We start from the raw sequence: 16,703 nt of genomic DNA, 5'->3' as shown, positions 1-16,703 counted from the left end.
AATAGTCACGGGTAGTAACAGTAAGGTGGGATTCTGTTTTGTTAGAAAATTGGTTACTAGAGTTGCTTTTTGCTGTTGGCCGCTTCTTTATTCATCCATTATTTTATTTGTTTTTCCTCATGACACTCGCTTATGGTTATGTTCGTGTGAAGCGGGAAAGAAAGTCTTTTCATATACGTGTCCAAGATTTATATGATGAAATGAAGTTTACCTATACAAAGGGATTGCTTATTGGTGGTATTGCATCTGTTGTCCTTTTTTGTTTAGGTGTCAGCCTGCCATTTGGAACGATCGTCTTGCTTGCCATCATCACCGCAATCATCGGTTTTACGTTTCAATTACGTTGGCTGTCAGCTGCTTTTTCAGTTGGCATCACTTTCTTTGTTACAGTGCTGTTAACAAGTGGACAAGCTGGGGGAATACAAGAATTTTTGGTTGGTTTGTCAGAAACGAATTATGCTTCATTAAGTATCCTAGCCGGGTTAATGATTATCGCGGAAGGTGTGCTAATTTATCGTACAGCATATAAAAACACATCACCTTTTATTAAAACGAGCACGAGAGGATTACCAATTGGTACACATCAAGCAAATCGAACATGGATGCTGCCTTTGCTTTTTCTTGTACCAGGTGGCACATTAACCTCAACATTACCTTGGTGGCCTGTCTTAACGATAAATGGAGAACCGTTTTTACTGATGTTCATTCCGTTTTTTATCGGTTTTCATCAACGTATACAAGGGTCGCTGCCACAGGCAAGTATTAAAGTTACTGGACTCCGCGTCATATGGCTTGGTGTCGCAACCTTGCTTCTATCGGTGCTAAGTATATGGTTTACTGTCGCTGCGTTTATCGCGATGTTCATCGCAATGGTCGGACGTGAAATCATTACAATACGTCAGCGAATCAATGATAATGCAGCAGCCTTTTATTTTTCAAAGCGTGATCAGGGCTTAATGATCCTAGGCATACTTCCTCATTCACCAGCAGAGAAAATGAATTTGCAGGTAGGGGAAATGATTATGAAGGTAAATGGACAAGCTGTCAAAACGGTTGAAGAATTTTATGAAGCCCTTCAGAAAAATGGTGCATTCTGTAAGCTTGAAGTCATCGGTTACAATGGTGAAATTCGTTTTGTCCAAGGTGCTTTGTATGTTGGCGAGCATCATGAACTAGGGATTTTATTTGTACAGGATGATAAGAAGTGGGAGACGGAAGCAGTTTAATTCTCCGGAGCTTTTAAAAAGAAAATGTTTATATTCGCATAAAATGAGAGGTACTTAGAGGTGATGGTTAAATCCCTTATAAGTACCTTTTTTTTATTTCGATGAAAAATGATTAGTACTAAAAATAGATGGGGATAAATGGAAAGTATTTATTGTGTTTCTAAAAAATCAATTTGACAGACCGTATACATTTGTATACAATTTACATGTAAGTAACGTATACGAATGTATACAAGGAGTGTTTAATAATGAAGGATTTAGAAGGCCATATGAAAGGTGAAAAGCATAGGGGTGGGGGGCATAAAGGAAGACGCCATCATCATGGTGCTCAAACCTTTCGCAGAGGTCGTGCACTTGAGTTTTTAGAAAGATTAAATGTAAAACGTATAACATTGACGCAACAACTTGAAGCACCAGAGTTCCAAGAGATCAAACAAGTTATTCTTGGAGAATTAAAAGCAATTGAGTTGATAATTGACGAATTTACTAAGCACTTTGACATCCACGAAGTAGAAGACATGAATACAAAAGAGAACCAATCAGAGAATGAGTAAGAAAATGGTTTAGTTACTAAAAGGAGGAACAGTTCATGAATATCATAGAAATAATCAATTCTCGCCGCAATATAAAAAGTTTTAAATCAGATCCGATCAATATGGAGCAAATTAGCAAATGGCTGCAAGCCGGTACGATGGCTCCTAACCATAAAATGACCGAACCATGGGAAGTGTTTATCATTGGTCCGGAAACAAGAGCAAAGTTAAACCATAAATCCGATTTCTTCAATGCTCCAGCAGTACTTGCTGTTTTATCCAAACATGGCAGCACAGAAGTTGAAACAGTGGAAAATGCACTTGCAACTGCTTGCTTTGTACAGAATTTTAATTTAGCTGCTTGGGCAGAAGGTGTTGGAACATTCTGGTCCTCAATGGGGAATGCGCAGAAAAACCGTGATATTATGGGTGTTCCCGCTGGATATGATGTTATCGGGGTATTTGGTGTAGGTTACCCAGAAGAAATTAATAATCCAAAAGAAAGAACGCCGATTCAAGAAAAAATAAAGCACTTATCATAAAAAATATCATCTCCAGATATCGTTTTTCATCATAGTATAAATGTAATTTTTTATGAGCTCATCAAATTTAAATTCTGGAGGAAAAAGTATGAATGCAGATGAGTATATTGATTCTCTGTATAGTAAAGATGATCCTATATTAGATCATGTTTTAGAGAGTATTATTGCAAATGGCATGCGAAATATATCCGTACCCCGAATATTGGGAAACTTCTTACCCTATTAGTAAAGATCTCCGGAGCCAAAGAAATACTGGAAATCGGAGCACTAGGGGGATATAGCGGTATCTGTCTTGTTCGCGGTCTTCAGAAAGAGGGGCATTTGACCTCTCTAGAATTAAAGCAAGAATATGCTCAATTGGCACATGAGAATCTAAAAAAAGCCGGTTTTGGCGATCGTGTCACTTACTATACTGGAGAAGCATTAAAAAGTTTAGATCAACTTGAAATGCAACAAAAAAAGTTTGATTTCATCTTTATTGATGCGGATAAGGAAAATTATCCGAACTATTTAGATTGTTCATTACGTTTAGCTAATCCTGGTGCATTAATCGTTGGGGATAATGTTTTACAACGCGGACAGGTATATGACTTCTCACATGTTGATTTACGTACTGAAAATATGCGCGCTTTTAATCATCGCATGGCGAATGATCCTAATTTGGAATCTATCATTCTGCCAGTTGGACAAGGGTTATCTATTGGTCGTGTAAAGGGATAAAAATAATAAGGATGAGGAAGGTTACCGATTGGTTTTAACCGTTGGTATCCTTTTTTATTTTTAAAATTTAGCAGTTTCTGAGGCTGCTATAACTAACTGAACAAAAATTATGAATAAGTAGACGGAAAGGAATGGGAAATCCTTTATTTTTTCAACAAAAGGGCCACCTTGTTGAATAATCAGGAAGATTAAAAATTGTGATTAAATATTGTTTTGTTTATGAAATGTTTAACTTTACTAGCGTTTTTTATAGGTAAATAGAGTCTATTAAAAAAATTAGTATCTCTTGAATTAAAGGGATAATGTAATGTTAAAACAGTAGGATTGGATCCGATCCACTAATGATAAGAAAGAGGCTGTCCTTTAAGTGTCACATACTTAAAGAACAGCCTCTAAGTTATTATTATGGGATCGCATAAACTTCGACAGTGAAGCTCTCTCCATTCGTATTTTCCGGATTGGCGATATAAAGATCCTCGCTGGTTTCGATTTCTGTTTCCGATCCGTCCTGGAGGTCATAGAAAATGGTTTCATCGATACCGAAACTAATGTCTTTCATGACATCGAACTTGGCATCCGTTGGTCCATCGACGATTTTCCACTGTAACTTGGTCGCATATGACGGTATGTTCTGAATAGAGAAGTTATCGCTGGAACGGTGGTCCTGACCGTCTTGTGGCTGGCCTTCAGAACGAATCGTCGCAATTTTCTCAGGGGCTTCGACCTGGACGTGGAATCGGTCTCCGTCTAATATACGGTCATACGCGTACCAGGTACCTAGCCATGTCCCTGCAGCTTGATTGGAGTCCGATGAAATAAGGCTCACAGAAAAATTATCCGATCCATTCGTCGAGGAGCCTTGCCAGGTGGAAGCGAACGGATACTCGTCACAATCCTTGCCGGTCCGATCCTCATCTTTGAATTCCCGGTCACAAGTCCTTCTTGTCTTTGACCTGTTGCTGTTGTATTCATCCGGATGACGTTTCGTATACATCCGTGTCAACGTGCTGTCGCCGACAGCGCCCGGTATCTTCTTTCCGACCATTTGAGGCTTTGTCTGTTCCGGGTGATCCATCGCGAACTTCCAATGCTGGCCGGCTTCGGCTAACATCGAAAATTCCGGTTTCGTGATCGGAACATTGAAGATTGGCGTGGCTTTGCTGAATACTGCCCCTTGCCAGAAATATTGATCAGGGAAAGCGAACATATATTTTGCAGAATCGTAACGAACGGTCTGTTTAATGCCATCAATGCTCTTTTGAAATTTTCTTGGTGCGTGGGTAAGGGTAAGTTTTGGCCAAAATTCCATGTACCCCAACTGATCAGGGTTTGCATCAGATGGTGGGGGCGCTTCAGATGTGAAAATTTCTGTACTGAAGTTCGTGTTTTTCCATTGGGCGATCGTTCGTTCCGTCGGTGGATAGTCGGGATCCTCTTTACAGTCACCTGCGTTCAGCTTGGCTTCACATACCATATCGATTTTCAACTTGGCTCCATTCAAGGATGGATGGGTCACGAGAATATCGTCAAGTGTATAATAGACTCTCATTTTCCGGCTTTGGTTGGAGCCATAGCCTATTTCAGTGAATTGAAATTGAACGCCTTCGTTAAGACAGATCCCACCAAAGCATTTTACAGGGACTTGATATGTTGCGACGTGGGACCAACAGAAGGAATACCGGTTCTTGATATACCCTGTTTCTGAACTGCTGTCTGGACTTCTCTGGCATTCTTCTGTAGTCAGGATATGATCATAGTCGAAGTCAGGGGGTGTCCATCCGGCTGCCGTCTTGACCGGAGGCGCTATGTTCGCTCTGTATGTTGTGTCACTTTGCTGGTCTTCTTCCATCAATTCATCTAATGTTTGGATGCCTTCTTTTTTCTGGATCTGATCTTGCTTGATCCCAAGCTCTTCAACTGACTTGCCTTGCTTCATAAGTTTAGTTGCCTTTTCAATCTTCTCCTTGTTGTTTGGGAGCCAATAACCTCCGCCATTTGAATCAGACTGCGCTTGTACTGGTGAAATCATTCCTATGACCAAAAACAAAAGAAGTACAGATAAAACGATATGTCTGTAAAAACTGGACATCCTATCCCTCCCTTATTTTTTGATTTGGAACAAAATGTTGTCTTAGACACAGATAGAAGAATTTTCCTTGTAAACAATAAACTAGATCCATTACTTCGATGGCATCCAAATCGATGACAGGATACTATAAATAGAAAAGTTTGACAATATATTCCAATGAAAATGCAACCAATAACCTACAATAATTTCCAGAATAATTAGCGTACTAGGAAAAATGGGTCGTATAAAGAACCCATTTATATCGGGCGCTTGTGCGGCTGAGCTTAGGTCGTATCATATAACGGGTAGGATTCCCGTCGAGTAAGAACTAGCCATTCGCTCGTAGCGAGTCTTGGAGGACTAAAGGTAACTTTAGTTTTTAAGCCGTAGACAGTTAGGTGGCGGGACGAAAGCCAATTGGTTGAGCCATTGGACAGTTACAAGAGGAAAAGATGATGCCTGAAGGCGTTAAAATCAGACGAATACGGTACCTTAACAATATAGTGGAACAAGATTATCGTTTCATTAAGAAACGTGTGCGTTCTATGTTGGGATTCAAGTCGTATGAAACAGCCACTTCTATATTGAGTGGTATTGAGGCGATGCATATGATGAAAAAAGGACAACTTCACCAACGGTTGAAGTCTGTCCAAAATGAAGTCAAATACATACATAAGTTGTTTGGAATTGCATCATAATCTGTCATTGAACAAGCAACAGTATGTCCAAGTTTTAGAGATTACTTGCAATTGTCTTGAAGTTTTTGCACCAGAACCCGAGTTTTTACAATAAACGTTAGGGTAATGAAAAGATAGATTCCCAGTGTAATACTTGTAATAACAATAGATGTGGTGAAAATGACACCAATTAAAATAGAAATCAAAGCGATGATGGCAAGCCAGGTTGTATAAGGAAACCATTTTACATGGTAGCCCGAAACGTCTGGCTGCTGCTTCCTTGATTTTAAATGGGCAAAGGCAATAATCAGCCATATGAATAGGACGGTATAGCCTAGAGAACCCATTAAAAAATCAAATGTTTTGCTTCCTGCAAATAAAGAGATCAATACACCTACATAGAGAGAAGATGTGCACATTAAAATCGAATAAACAGGCACCTTCTTTTCTGACAGTTTCGCAAAAATTTGCGGAACCCGTCCGTCCTCAGCCTGGGTATACAGCACACGGGATGAGCCGTATAAGCCTGAGTTCATGGATGAAATAATCGCTAATAAAATAACAGCATTCATAATGTGATCTGCTCCCGGAATGCCTATCATCTTAAACACCAAAACGAAGGGACTTTCCTGAACGGCATTTACTTGATTCCATGGAATTAAACTAACGATTATAAAGAAAGGGAAAAGGTAAAAAGCAATAATTCGTGTTAATGTACTACGAACCGCTTTTGGTACCACTTTCTCAGGGTCCTTCGTCTCTGCCAAGGTTACGCCAATAATTTCGGTTCCTCCGTAAGAGTAAATCACAACAAGCATTGCTGTAATTAATCCGCCCGGCCCTTGAGGGAAGAATCCACCGTGCTCTGTTAAGTTGGAAAGGCCGGGAGCCGAATGTTGGCCAAAGGATACAAATAAAAGCAGTAAACCAGCCAAGATAAAAATGATGATGACACTAATCTTGATCAAAGCAAGCCAGTATTCTGTTTCTGCAAAGATTTTAACTGACAGCAGATTGACGATTGTAATTAAAGCTGAAACGGATAATGCTAACATCCAAATCGGATAATCGGGAAACCAATATTGAAGGAAAATCGCAGCAACTACGGCTTCAGCTGCAATATTTAATACCCACATCTTCCAATAAATCCAATCAAGAAAATGAGCAGGGAAATGTCCCAAGGTCGACTGAACAAGATCACGGAAAGTCCTCGCATTGCTATTGCGAACGGCCATTTCAGCCAATCCCTGCATAATAAATAATAAGATAATCCCGCCGATCAGGTAGGCAATAATAACAGAAGGCCCTGCCATATCAATGGCGGAACTGCTTCCTTTAAATAATCCGGCACCAATGCTTCCTCCTAAAGCCATCATCATAATATGACGTGAGGTCATGGTTCGATGCAAACTCTGGTTGTTATTTTCCATAACTTTACCTCCACTTTTGTATAAGTAATACTTTTATTCACTGACTGCCTAATACCAGCCAGAAGCTGACTGCATCTAAAAAATAAAAAAGGCTTATCGTCTCTTTTCTCATCATGAAATGAGAAAAGAGACGATAAGCCTTTAGCTAACCGCGGTACCACTCTTGTTGATCCTGTTGAATCCTGCTTTTAGACCTTTTAACGGGGGTTAATCGTCAAGACATAGGAAATTCCGGTTCATTCCTTTTGTCAAGCAGCTCCCGGGCGAGTTCAAAGCGATCATAGACTGCGTCACACCAACCCGCAGCTCTCTGTTCCTATTCATCAGCTTTTACTACTCCCGTTCTTTGCTTTTGTAAAATTAAAAGATATTGGACAGTTCTAAATTAATACATATCACTATATATGCTGAATTTTTTTATGTCAAGAATTTATTTGCTATTCTTTTTTTATCGTTTGTATGATTCTCGTATGAACCTTCTATCATCAGCATTTAGAAGTATTCCTTGTATATAACGAACAGCGGGCCACCAAGTGATTTCGTTACGAACGGACAGCAATCAGAACCTTTGAAAAGTAATCCTCTCTTTTTTGTTTCTTATCGTGGTAGAATGTAAAAGCGGTAATCAGGGGAAATCCGGTGCAAAATATAAAAAGTTAGATTGAGGGTTATGGTGCAAACCTCGAATTTTGTCAAAGTATCAACAAAAATATAAGGTTAATTCCGAACGTTTCAGTTTTATATGCCGTTAATATTCGGCATATAGTTTTCCATTCTGAATAAAAATTGCTCGTGGAGTAGGTAATATTCATGTTAGTTAGCCGTCTGATTCTTTTTGCACCAGAACCAAATTTTTTATCCATATTATCGGTATAATCTTTGAAAACTTCTTTTTCAAAGATTATCAATATGTAAAGGTTCCGGTGAAACAGTAGAATTATAGGATATTCCTGTGAGGTAAGTGTAAAGAAAGTGGATAGAAGATACAAAAAAAAGCATCTGCTTTCAGCCAGCAGCTATTTTTTCAGCAATTTAAGAAACCCATATCTAAAAGGATTAGATTGGGCTTCCTTGCTTCTTATAAACTTCGATTATATTTCAGTTTTCCTGTTTATATACAACAATTAAGAAACGTTCTTTAACTTTTCTGTTAATCGTAGGAATTCCCTTTTGTTTTTATCTCGTAAGGATTGGTCAATTTTCTGTAGGATTTTCTCTTTTCGGAAATCAAGTAGAGCCTTGTCTAACACCATTTCAGCAAATAGAGAATCTAGGACATTTAATTCAGGTTGTGGTGAATTAAGCAAATTCTTTTCCATAAAAAATCAACTCCTTGACCTTTTTTCTATTATACTAACCACTTTCATAATATTCAAAACATTTGAATTAGAATTCGAGACAATAACAAAATTAATGGCACGGAAATAGTGTAAGCGACCTTGTTTATTCTGATAAGAATAAACAAGGTCGCTTATTGTTGTTAAAAATCTTTTTTAATCTGTTTAGTCAATAGGGGGTATTTTTGCACATCCCCCGAAAAAGAGGAATAAGGAGTACTTCACTGAAATTAGGGAAGTACTCCTGTTAAATGACAATAAAGTTGTTGAATTTCCAATAAAGTCGTTTAAAACATAATAAAGTTGTTTAAAAACGTCAGTCATGTTATTCCGTTAAAGGGCCATATTCTTGAATAAGAGAAGGAATTATTCGTAAGTAAAACCGATCTATAAGTTATTCAATTAACGGGGAGTTTAGTATAGAAGCTAGTTAATGAGAAGAGACTTTAATGGACATCAATCCAAAAATTGGTTATTCTAGCAGCTGATCTGTTATCAAACAGAGGAAATATAAATCCGATGATTGACTGAAAAATATGTTTACAAAAAAACAGAAAAGGAAGGTTGATTCCACATGATAGGAACGGAGAGTAAAAAACAAGAAATTTTAAAAGCTTACCAGTTCAGACATGCTTGCAAGTCATTTGATAACAACAAAAAGATTTCGGATGAAGATTTTCACTTTATTTTGGAGACAGGAAGATTATCTCCAAGTTCAGTTGGCTTAGAGCCTTGGAAGTTTGTCGTGATCCAGGATGAAGCGCTTCGCGAAAAATTAAAACCTGTATCCGGCGGTGCCCAGGGACAACTGCCCACTGCCAGCCATTTTGTAGTTATATTGGCTAGAAGAAAAGAAGGCTTAAGGCATGATTCGGTTCACGTGATCAAAATGATGAAAGACATTCATCATATGCCTGAAGAAGTTGTGCAAGGTCTTTCCGGTTTCTATAAATCCTTCGTCGAAACAGAACTCGAAGATAATGACCGTCTCATTTTTGAATGGGCAAGCAAACAAACATATATAGCATTGGGAAACATGATGACAGCCGCGGCTCAAATTGGTATTGATTCCTGTCCGATCGAAGGTTTTGATAAAAAGCAGGTGACCGCTATTTTACAAAATGAGGGTATCATTAACGCAAACGATTTCGGTGTAGCCTGTATGGTCGCTTTCGGATATCGGCAAGAGGATCCCAAACGTCCAAAAACAAGACAAAATCTGGATGAGGTTGTTGAGTGGCGATAAACTTAAGATGATATTTCTTAACATCAGGAGACATGTTCACAAAGACATGTCTTCTTTAAATGTCATTTTGGCGATAAGTCCCAAAATAGCTATATAAATGAAAAACTGGAACGGAGGGCGAAAATACCTACGTATTTAAAAGATACGCATTTGAATCGTGTTTAATAAATTGTTCCATTAAATGGCGCATTTCTGGAGCAAGAAATGTGCTCTTCTTAATGAATTTGTCCATTTAATGGAAGAAAGATATTGCTTATATTAGACTCTAATATAGAGGGAGAAATTAGTTATGGAGGTGAATAAGAATGAATTATGTCTTTATCGTTTTAATAGAGTTTTATCCATCTTGGCTTGCCATGACTCGTGAAGAAAGAGGAAAACGGGCTAATGAGTTAAAAGAAATTATCTTAAAATACCCTGAAGTACACGTGCGTTTCTTTGATGCAGAAGCCTTACCTGGAAAGGATTACACAGATATTATTTTTTGTGAAACTAATAATGTTCAAAAGTACCATTATATGTGGGAAGAATTAAGAGACCATCCTGTATATACAGAAGGGCATATGAAGATTAAAAACGTTATTATGGGAATAGAAGAAGCCTATAAAAAGTTTGAAGAAGATTCATTTAATAATAATTAAGCATTTTCATCACTTTTTCTTATCGAGTGCTTTTCTTTAACATCTGTGGAGCCTATATCTAACATAAACGATCTTCCGGAAAAGGGCACACAATTTATCTCTTAGCAGGAAAACAATTAAGAGAGCCAAAGGAGGATGAAAACAAATGATCAAACAAAAGAAGAGCTGGTGGATTTTAGCTATTGTATCGATCGGGGTGATGCTGCCTTTTATGTATCCTTATTTGACTCTCGATCCTGCTAAAAGCCGTATAGCGATTTCATCAGAAACCATCGAATATCCTGCACTGATCATGCATATTGCATTTGCTTTCATTGCCTTAGTGACCGGGTTTCTTCAGTTTATAAACCGTATTCGCCGCGATAACCCAAAGGTCCATCGCATTATTGGCCGAATCTATGTCATTAGTGTCTGTATCAGCGGCCTTCTTGCACTCGCCGTTATCTTCTACGTTGAAGATTTTACAAAAGCATTGGCCTTTCTGGCATTGGCCATTTTATGGTTATTTACAACCTGGCAGGCTTACCGAAAAGCTGTAAAAAGACGTTTCAGCGAACATCGGATATGGATGATACGCAGCTTCAGCATCACCCTGGTGGCTGTCAGTGCCCGCATCCTGGTGCCGATTCTTCTTCTCTGTTATCTTACTTTGAATGGCTTCACGCTTTCAGGCGGAAGAGAGCAGCTGATCGAAGAGCTTCTAAAGGTAAATATTTGGGCGGGCCTTGTTCTGAACATCGTGATCGTCGAGTGGATGATCCTGAGCCGTAAAATGAAAGAACTTTAATTTTATCATTGAATCTACCGTTTGGAAGTCAGATTTCACAATCGGCCGCGTTTTTAGAGTAACGAAAAAAGCCCAATTTCTTAATTTTAATACTGAGAAACTGGTCATTTATCAAAAAAAATTTACGATATATTAACGGGAATTCATAATGGAACTGAGGCAGAGCCATTTGGCTGGACTCTTAAGTTGTAGACTTAGAGATTGAAGCAGGAATTAATTATTTAGTTCCTATTTCTGTACATAATATCGTGGGGAAGAAGGTAGTACTGTGAAAACAACAGGAAATTTTACCGACAAGGCCGATATATATGCGAAATATCGCCCCAGTTACCCTAATGAATATATTGATTATTTATTTTCAGCTAACCAACTGAAAGAGGATCGGATTGTGGCCGATATTGGTTCAGGTACGGGGATATTTAGCCACCAGCTGCTTGAAAGAGGTTTATATGTTATTGGAGTTGAGCCAAATGATGACATGAGAAAGATGGCTGAGCAATCGTTAAAACTATATTCTCGTTTTAAATCAATAAAAGCAACTGCTGAAAATACCACTTTAAAAGGGAAAAGTGTGGATTTAGTAACTGTTGCCCAGGCATTTCATTGGTTTGATAAAGAAGCATTCAAAATCGAATGTCAACGGATTTTGAAACAAAAGGCAAATGTCGCTCTTGTTTGGAATAGCAGAGATTTAACTAGTCCGATTATTAAAGAGAATGCAGAAATTTGCCAAAAGACCTGTTCAAATTTCAAAGGATTTAGCGGTGGAATAGAGGAAACTCCAGAAGTGTTTAACAGCTTTTTTAGGGATGGAAAGTATGAGTTTAAAAAGTATCAAAATGATTTGCTTTTTGATTATGAAGGCTTTTTGGGAAGGAATTTATCAGCGTCCTATGCTCCGAAAAAAAATGACGAAGAGTATAAAAGTTTTGTTTTTCTCCTATCAGAGTTATTCGAAAAATACAGTAAGAATGGAAAAATTGTTCTCCAAAACATAACGCGAAGCTATCTAGGCAATGTCTAGACAGCCGAACATAAAAGGGCTTTAATCGAAGTTCCCATTTGAATTTTAGATTATCATTTACTAATTACGATTTTCAACAATCGGGCCATATTCTTGAATAACAAAAGCAAGCATTACATCGATTTTTTTACATATAATTCCATGTTAGCATTTAAATATAGGGAGGAAATATGTGTAATGATTAATAAAAATTTACTAAAGGATGTCATTGTTGTTGGGGGAGGACCAGCGGGTATGATGCTGGGTTTATTACTGGCTAAGGCTGGTGTTCAAGTAATCGTCTTGGAGAGCCACGATAATTTTGATCGTGAATACCGTGGAGAAGTGCTTCAGCCCCGTTTTATTCAATTGCTTAATCAATTGAAATTACGCGAGTATATCGAACAATTGCCTCATTCTAAGCTAAAGAAAGGTGCTTTTTATCATTATGATAAAAAGAAAGGTGACTTTGATTTTACTTCCATGATTGCAGAAGCACCTTATGCGCTCTGGATTCCTCAGCCTATTTTACTTCAAGCACTCTACAATAAAGCAAAGGAATATCCAACGTTTGATATGATGTTTCATGCCCCGGTAAAAAAACTACTCGAGAAGGATGGAACAGTAACAGGAGTGGTTGTTGAGCGAGAAAATAAAGAGCTGCTTGAATTTCAGGCGAAAATAGTAGTCGGAGCTGATGGACGGTTTTCCACGATTCGTCGTTTAGGTGGTTTTGAATTAGAATATCAACATTATCCTGGTGATCTAATCTGGTTCAGTGTAAAACGGCCTTCTCATTGGGGTGAAGAATTACGATTTAAAATCACAGAGGGACACAGCTATATAACACTGCCGAAATACCCTGATTTACTTCAAGTAGGCATTGCTTTACCACGGGGTGAATGGAAAGAAACACAGCGTCAAGGGATAGAAAATTTTCGTCAAGAAATTATGCATGCAAACAAAGGATTTCATGAATTTGCTGAATCTTTGGTTGACTTTAAACCGTTCGTACCACTTCAAGCTAAAAATCATATGGTTAAAACGTGGGCAAAGAATGGCTGCTTGCTGATCGGTGATGCTGCTCATTGTTCATCTCCTGTAGGAGCAATAGGAGTTTCTTTAGCAGTAACGACAGCAGTTGTAGCGGCTGATGTTATTTGGGATGCGCTACAAAAATGTGATGTCTCAGCTAAAGTTCTCTGTAGAGTCCAAGAAATTCGAAGTGAGGAGATTGAGGAAATTCACCAAATTCAAGAACGAATGGGAAATTTGTTTTTTACTTCGTCAAAATTTGTGAAAGGGATCCGACCATACATCGTATCTGCTGCTTTCAAGACTCCCCTTTTTTCGATGATTCAGAAGAAGCTATTTGTCATGAAAAAACCTGTAGCCATTAATCCTGAATTTGTATTCGATAAATAACAAGATGACGATCATCTTTATTTATTGTAAAAACGGCTCTTTGTTCTTTATGGCTGTTCGGGGTTCACGTCAGGTGGCGGGTTCCATCTGTAGGTGTCGATGATGTTCCATAGAAAAAAAGTTCTTTACTGGAACAGGCAGTTGTTCTTAAATAAACGGGCCAGATTGTTTAAGATCAAAGTTGAAATAGCTTAGAGATTATGAAGAGTTGTACTTAAAGTAATATTGTACTAATTATGGTGTTATAAATATTTAAGAAATAACTAGTAGCCATATCAAACGGAGGAGCGTACCTGTATTCGAATACAGTTCTAACTAATCCCAGGTGAACTTCTCAAAAGGTAAATAAGATTCTTTATAATAAATACCTTGTTCAAGGTCATAGATCAATTTTGCAGTTGCTTTCTGAGCTTCCTTTTTTGTTTTAAAGCCACTCCTTTTCTGTTTTGGGATCTCTACAAAAAGCTACAATTTTTCGTAAAAACTCCCTACCCTGCTACATAAAATTTACATAACTTTAACATTTTCCCTATATTCAAATATCATACACTCCTTATAGTAAAATTTGTGTGTTTAATAAGCATTCAACTTCTTAAATTTCGTCTAAGAGATTGAATAAATATTAAAGGAGAAAATAAAGTATTTTAAAATTAATCATTTAAAAATTTGCAGCAGAAAAGGAGAAACATAAAAGGTATGAAATTTATGAAAAAAAAATCAATAATATTACTTGCAACACTAACTATGGCATCTTCTACGCTTCCTGTTCAGGCCGCCAGTCAATATTCTGATATCGAGCGGAGCTTTGCGAAAAATGAAATTCAAACTGGGGTTGATAATGCCTCAATAAAAGATAAGCTTTCAAAACCTTCAAAGCCACAAGGGACTACTGAAGAAGTAAATGTAGATGCTCCTGAAGTTAATCAACCTTTACCAGCAGTGGATAATGGTGGAAATGCTAATGATGCTATCTTAAAGAATATAGCTGCGACTAATCCTTTTATTAATATTTTAGATGGTTTTGATCAAATCTGGTCTATGAATCAACCAGATTGGAGAGACGGAACAGCGTTAACTAAACCAGGTGCAAATGGTAAGGTTGCAAACTATGGTGACGGACCTACCGTTTATTTTGATGGATATAAAAATGATAAGACAAAAGTAGTAGCAGATAAGAAGACATATGCTAACGAAGAAATCAGAGATGCAGAGACTTGGGCAGCTAATATAAAATATGTAGAAGACGTTACCAAAAACAGAACTGATGAAGAGGCGTTAGCGGCCTATTATGATGATCAAAGAGATAAGATATATAGTATGATGGAAGCTTATGGGCCTTTAGCTAATACCTACGTAGATATCGTTAACCCGATCACAAGTGTTGTAAGATCAACAGAGGACATGAATAAAGTATTGGAAGAAACGACTGTTGAAGACGAAAGTCAAGGAATGGGACAATGGAAGGGATCTGAACTATCAGATGCGATGGATTTAGTTCATTTAATTAGATTTAGGAGCCCTTCTTCGTCAAACCCTTCTAAGTACTTTTTCTCTTCTCCAAGACCATACAGAATGAATTCAAATGGAGAAGTGAAAGAAGTTGTTGATAAGAACGGTTTACCTGTTTGGGAAACAATCGGCAGTGGTGAAAGTACAGTAGAAGAATTACCTTCAGGTGGTAAAAAAGAAACGGGAGAAAGACATTACCAACAATATGAAACGAATGTGGAAGTAATTCCTGCATTAGAATATGTAAAAAGAGAAGCGGAAGACGGAAGAGGCAAAGACGGAGCTTTTCCAAGTGGGCATACAAGTGCATCTTATTTGTCAACATTCGGATTTGCATACGCAACACCGGAAAGATATGCTGAATTTTTAACAAGAGCTGCTCAAATGGGAGAAAATAGAATAGTGAGTGGAATGCACTCTCCACTTGATGTTATAGGAGCAAGAATACAATCTACAGCAATGACTGCCTATGCATACAATCTTCCAGAAAACAAAGAGGTATTGGATAAGGCTTATGAAAATACTGGAGAAGTATTTGGTGAATTAGCTGAATCAAAAGAAATGAGCTTGTACGAATATGCACATACGGTAACAGAGGATTATAAGTTTGAAAGTGCGTACGATGAAGAAAAGTGGGAAGATCATGAAGCAAATAAAGCTTTCTATCGGGAAAAACTTACTTACGGATTACCTCAAACAGGAACAAAAGGTTTAGACCCTGTAGTACCTAAAGGGGCAGAAGTTTTATTGGAAACTCGTCAGCCTTACTTGACAGATAAGCAACGTAGAGAAGTATTGTATACTACAGAAATTGAATCAGGCTACCCTGTAATAGACGAGTCAAATGGTTGGGGAAGACTTGATTTGGTAACAGCATCTGATGGATATGGTGCGTTTTTAAGCAATGTAACAGTGGATATGGATGCTTCAAAAGGAAGATTTAATGCCCATGATTGGTGGAGAAATGATATTACTGGCAATGGTATGCTTACCAAGCAAGGGACAGGAACGCTTACATTGACAGGAAATAATAGTTATTCAGGAGGCACATTGCTACAAGGAGGAACGTTAGAAGCTACTTCTACGACTGCTTTTGGTGAAGGCGATCTTTATGTAGAAAATGGTGCAGTTTTAGTTAATGTAGATGGACCTTTAAATTTAAATGGCAATTTAACAATGGAAGCTGGAAACCTAGATATTGCTATGGATAATGACAACAGTCAACTAAATGTAGATGGACTGTTATACCTTGATGGTGGGGACCTGAATTTGGATCTTTCTAATTATGAAATAGAAAAGGTTACAAACATTACTTTAATGACTGCCGACAAGGTGAAAGGTAAATTCGATAATGTAACTGCTGATGGTTACAAGGTAACTGTCACTTACAGAAATAATAGTGTCGTTGCACATATCAAAGCAAAATAATAGCATTTGGTAATTCGAAATCGAGTAGGAGGGGGTGATGCCCCCCGACTCCGGGTAGAAAGGCAGCCCATTTGGCGGCTCAAACCCCCACAGAACCCGGCGTGCGTATTTCCCGCACCGGGCTCTTCAGA

The 16,703-nt window shown here is 38.0% G+C and carries 14 protein-coding genes, 1 pseudogene and 1 other annotated feature; of the genes and pseudogenes, 11 read left to right on the top strand and 4 right to left on the bottom strand.

Annotated elements, in window-relative coordinates:
• The first annotated feature begins 38 nt into the window (after positions 1-38).
• From GMB29_RS24345 to GMB29_RS24330, 4 genes are all read left to right on the top strand, one after another.
• Positions 39-1,226 (top strand): PDZ domain-containing protein, encoded by a 1,188-nt coding sequence (locus GMB29_RS24345; RefSeq protein ID WP_136352360.1) that lies wholly within the window; start codon positions 39-41, stop codon positions 1,224-1,226.
• Positions 1,227-1,474: 248 nt separating this feature from the next.
• Entirely contained in the window at positions 1,475-1,780 is a 306-nt protein-coding gene (locus tag GMB29_RS24340) for a hypothetical protein (protein ID WP_136352361.1), read from the top strand.
• A 35-nt stretch (positions 1,781-1,815) separates the two neighbouring features.
• Complete coding sequence (locus GMB29_RS24335; RefSeq protein ID WP_136352362.1) at positions 1,816-2,301, top strand: nitroreductase family protein; 486 nt, start codon at positions 1,816-1,818, stop codon at positions 2,299-2,301.
• A gap of 138 nt (positions 2,302-2,439) precedes the next feature.
• A complete protein-coding gene (locus tag GMB29_RS24330; protein ID WP_406600358.1) occupies positions 2,440-3,021 on the top strand; it encodes an O-methyltransferase in 582 nt (193 codons plus the stop codon).
• 403 nt (positions 3,022-3,424) lie between these two features.
• On the opposite strand, the gene GMB29_RS24325 is transcribed toward GMB29_RS24330, so the two are convergent.
• Positions 3,425-5,110 (bottom strand): NucA/NucB deoxyribonuclease domain-containing protein, encoded by a 1,686-nt coding sequence (locus GMB29_RS24325; protein ID WP_136352363.1) that lies wholly within the window; start codon positions 5,108-5,110, stop codon positions 3,425-3,427.
• Positions 5,111-5,514: 404 nt separating this feature from the next.
• On the opposite strand from GMB29_RS24325, the pseudogene GMB29_RS24320 reads away from it, so the two are divergent.
• A pseudogene (locus GMB29_RS24320) lies at positions 5,515-5,787 on the top strand (DDE-type integrase/transposase/recombinase); the annotation flags it as partial.
• A 41-nt stretch (positions 5,788-5,828) separates the two neighbouring features.
• On the opposite strand, the gene GMB29_RS24315 reads toward GMB29_RS24320, so the two are convergent.
• Both GMB29_RS24315 and GMB29_RS24310 read right to left on the bottom strand, forming a co-directional pair.
• Complete coding sequence (locus GMB29_RS24315) at positions 5,829-7,196, bottom strand: amino acid permease (RefSeq protein ID WP_136352364.1); 1,368 nt, start codon at positions 7,194-7,196, stop codon at positions 5,829-5,831.
• A gap of 123 nt (positions 7,197-7,319) precedes the next feature.
• Positions 7,320-7,552 (bottom strand) — a binding site (T-box leader).
• Between the two features lie 768 nt (positions 7,553-8,320).
• The gene (locus GMB29_RS24310; protein ID WP_136352365.1) at positions 8,321-8,515 is read right to left on the bottom strand and encodes an IDEAL domain-containing protein; all 195 of its coding nucleotides are present in this window, start codon (positions 8,513-8,515) and stop codon (positions 8,321-8,323) included.
• 592 nt (positions 8,516-9,107) lie between these two features.
• On the opposite strand from GMB29_RS24310, the gene GMB29_RS24305 reads away from it, so the two are divergent.
• The 5 genes from GMB29_RS24305 to GMB29_RS24285 all read left to right on the top strand — a co-directional run bounded on the left by GMB29_RS24305 (position 9,108) and on the right by GMB29_RS24285 (position 13,635).
• Positions 9,108-9,779: an NAD(P)H-dependent oxidoreductase gene (locus GMB29_RS24305; RefSeq protein WP_136352366.1), complete on the top strand. Its 672-nt coding sequence runs from the start codon at positions 9,108-9,110 to the stop codon at positions 9,777-9,779.
• A gap of 305 nt (positions 9,780-10,084) precedes the next feature.
• Entirely contained in the window at positions 10,085-10,420 is a 336-nt protein-coding gene (locus tag GMB29_RS24300; RefSeq protein WP_136352367.1) for a darcynin family protein, read from the top strand.
• A 145-nt stretch (positions 10,421-10,565) separates the two neighbouring features.
• A complete protein-coding gene (locus tag GMB29_RS24295) occupies positions 10,566-11,207 on the top strand; it encodes a DUF2306 domain-containing protein (RefSeq protein WP_227551424.1) in 642 nt (213 codons plus the stop codon).
• A gap of 268 nt (positions 11,208-11,475) precedes the next feature.
• A complete protein-coding gene (locus GMB29_RS24290; RefSeq protein WP_136352368.1) occupies positions 11,476-12,231 on the top strand; it encodes a class I SAM-dependent methyltransferase in 756 nt (251 codons plus the stop codon).
• A 177-nt stretch (positions 12,232-12,408) separates the two neighbouring features.
• On the top strand, positions 12,409-13,635 hold the full coding sequence (locus GMB29_RS24285; RefSeq protein WP_136352369.1) for an FAD-dependent monooxygenase: 1,227 nt from the start codon (positions 12,409-12,411) through the stop codon (positions 13,633-13,635).
• 315 nt (positions 13,636-13,950) lie between these two features.
• Here GMB29_RS24285 and GMB29_RS28135 read toward each other — a convergent pair whose 3' ends face one another.
• Positions 13,951-14,088, bottom strand: a complete 138-nt coding sequence (locus tag GMB29_RS28135; RefSeq protein ID WP_136352444.1) for an Arm DNA-binding domain-containing protein — start codon at positions 14,086-14,088, stop codon at positions 13,951-13,953.
• 243 nt (positions 14,089-14,331) lie between these two features.
• Between GMB29_RS28135 and GMB29_RS27870 the strand changes: the two genes are divergently transcribed.
• Positions 14,332-16,572 (top strand): phosphatase PAP2 family protein, encoded by a 2,241-nt coding sequence (locus GMB29_RS27870; protein ID WP_136352370.1) that lies wholly within the window; start codon positions 14,332-14,334, stop codon positions 16,570-16,572.
• The last annotated feature ends 131 nt before the right edge of the window (positions 16,573-16,703 follow it).

The sequence above is a fragment of the Metabacillus sediminilitoris genome, assembly GCF_009720625.1.
Classification (GTDB): domain Bacteria; phylum Bacillota; class Bacilli; order Bacillales; family Bacillaceae; genus Metabacillus; species Metabacillus sediminilitoris.
Note: the sequence above shows the minus strand (reverse complement) of the source record. Positions and strands in the feature narration are given on the sequence as shown.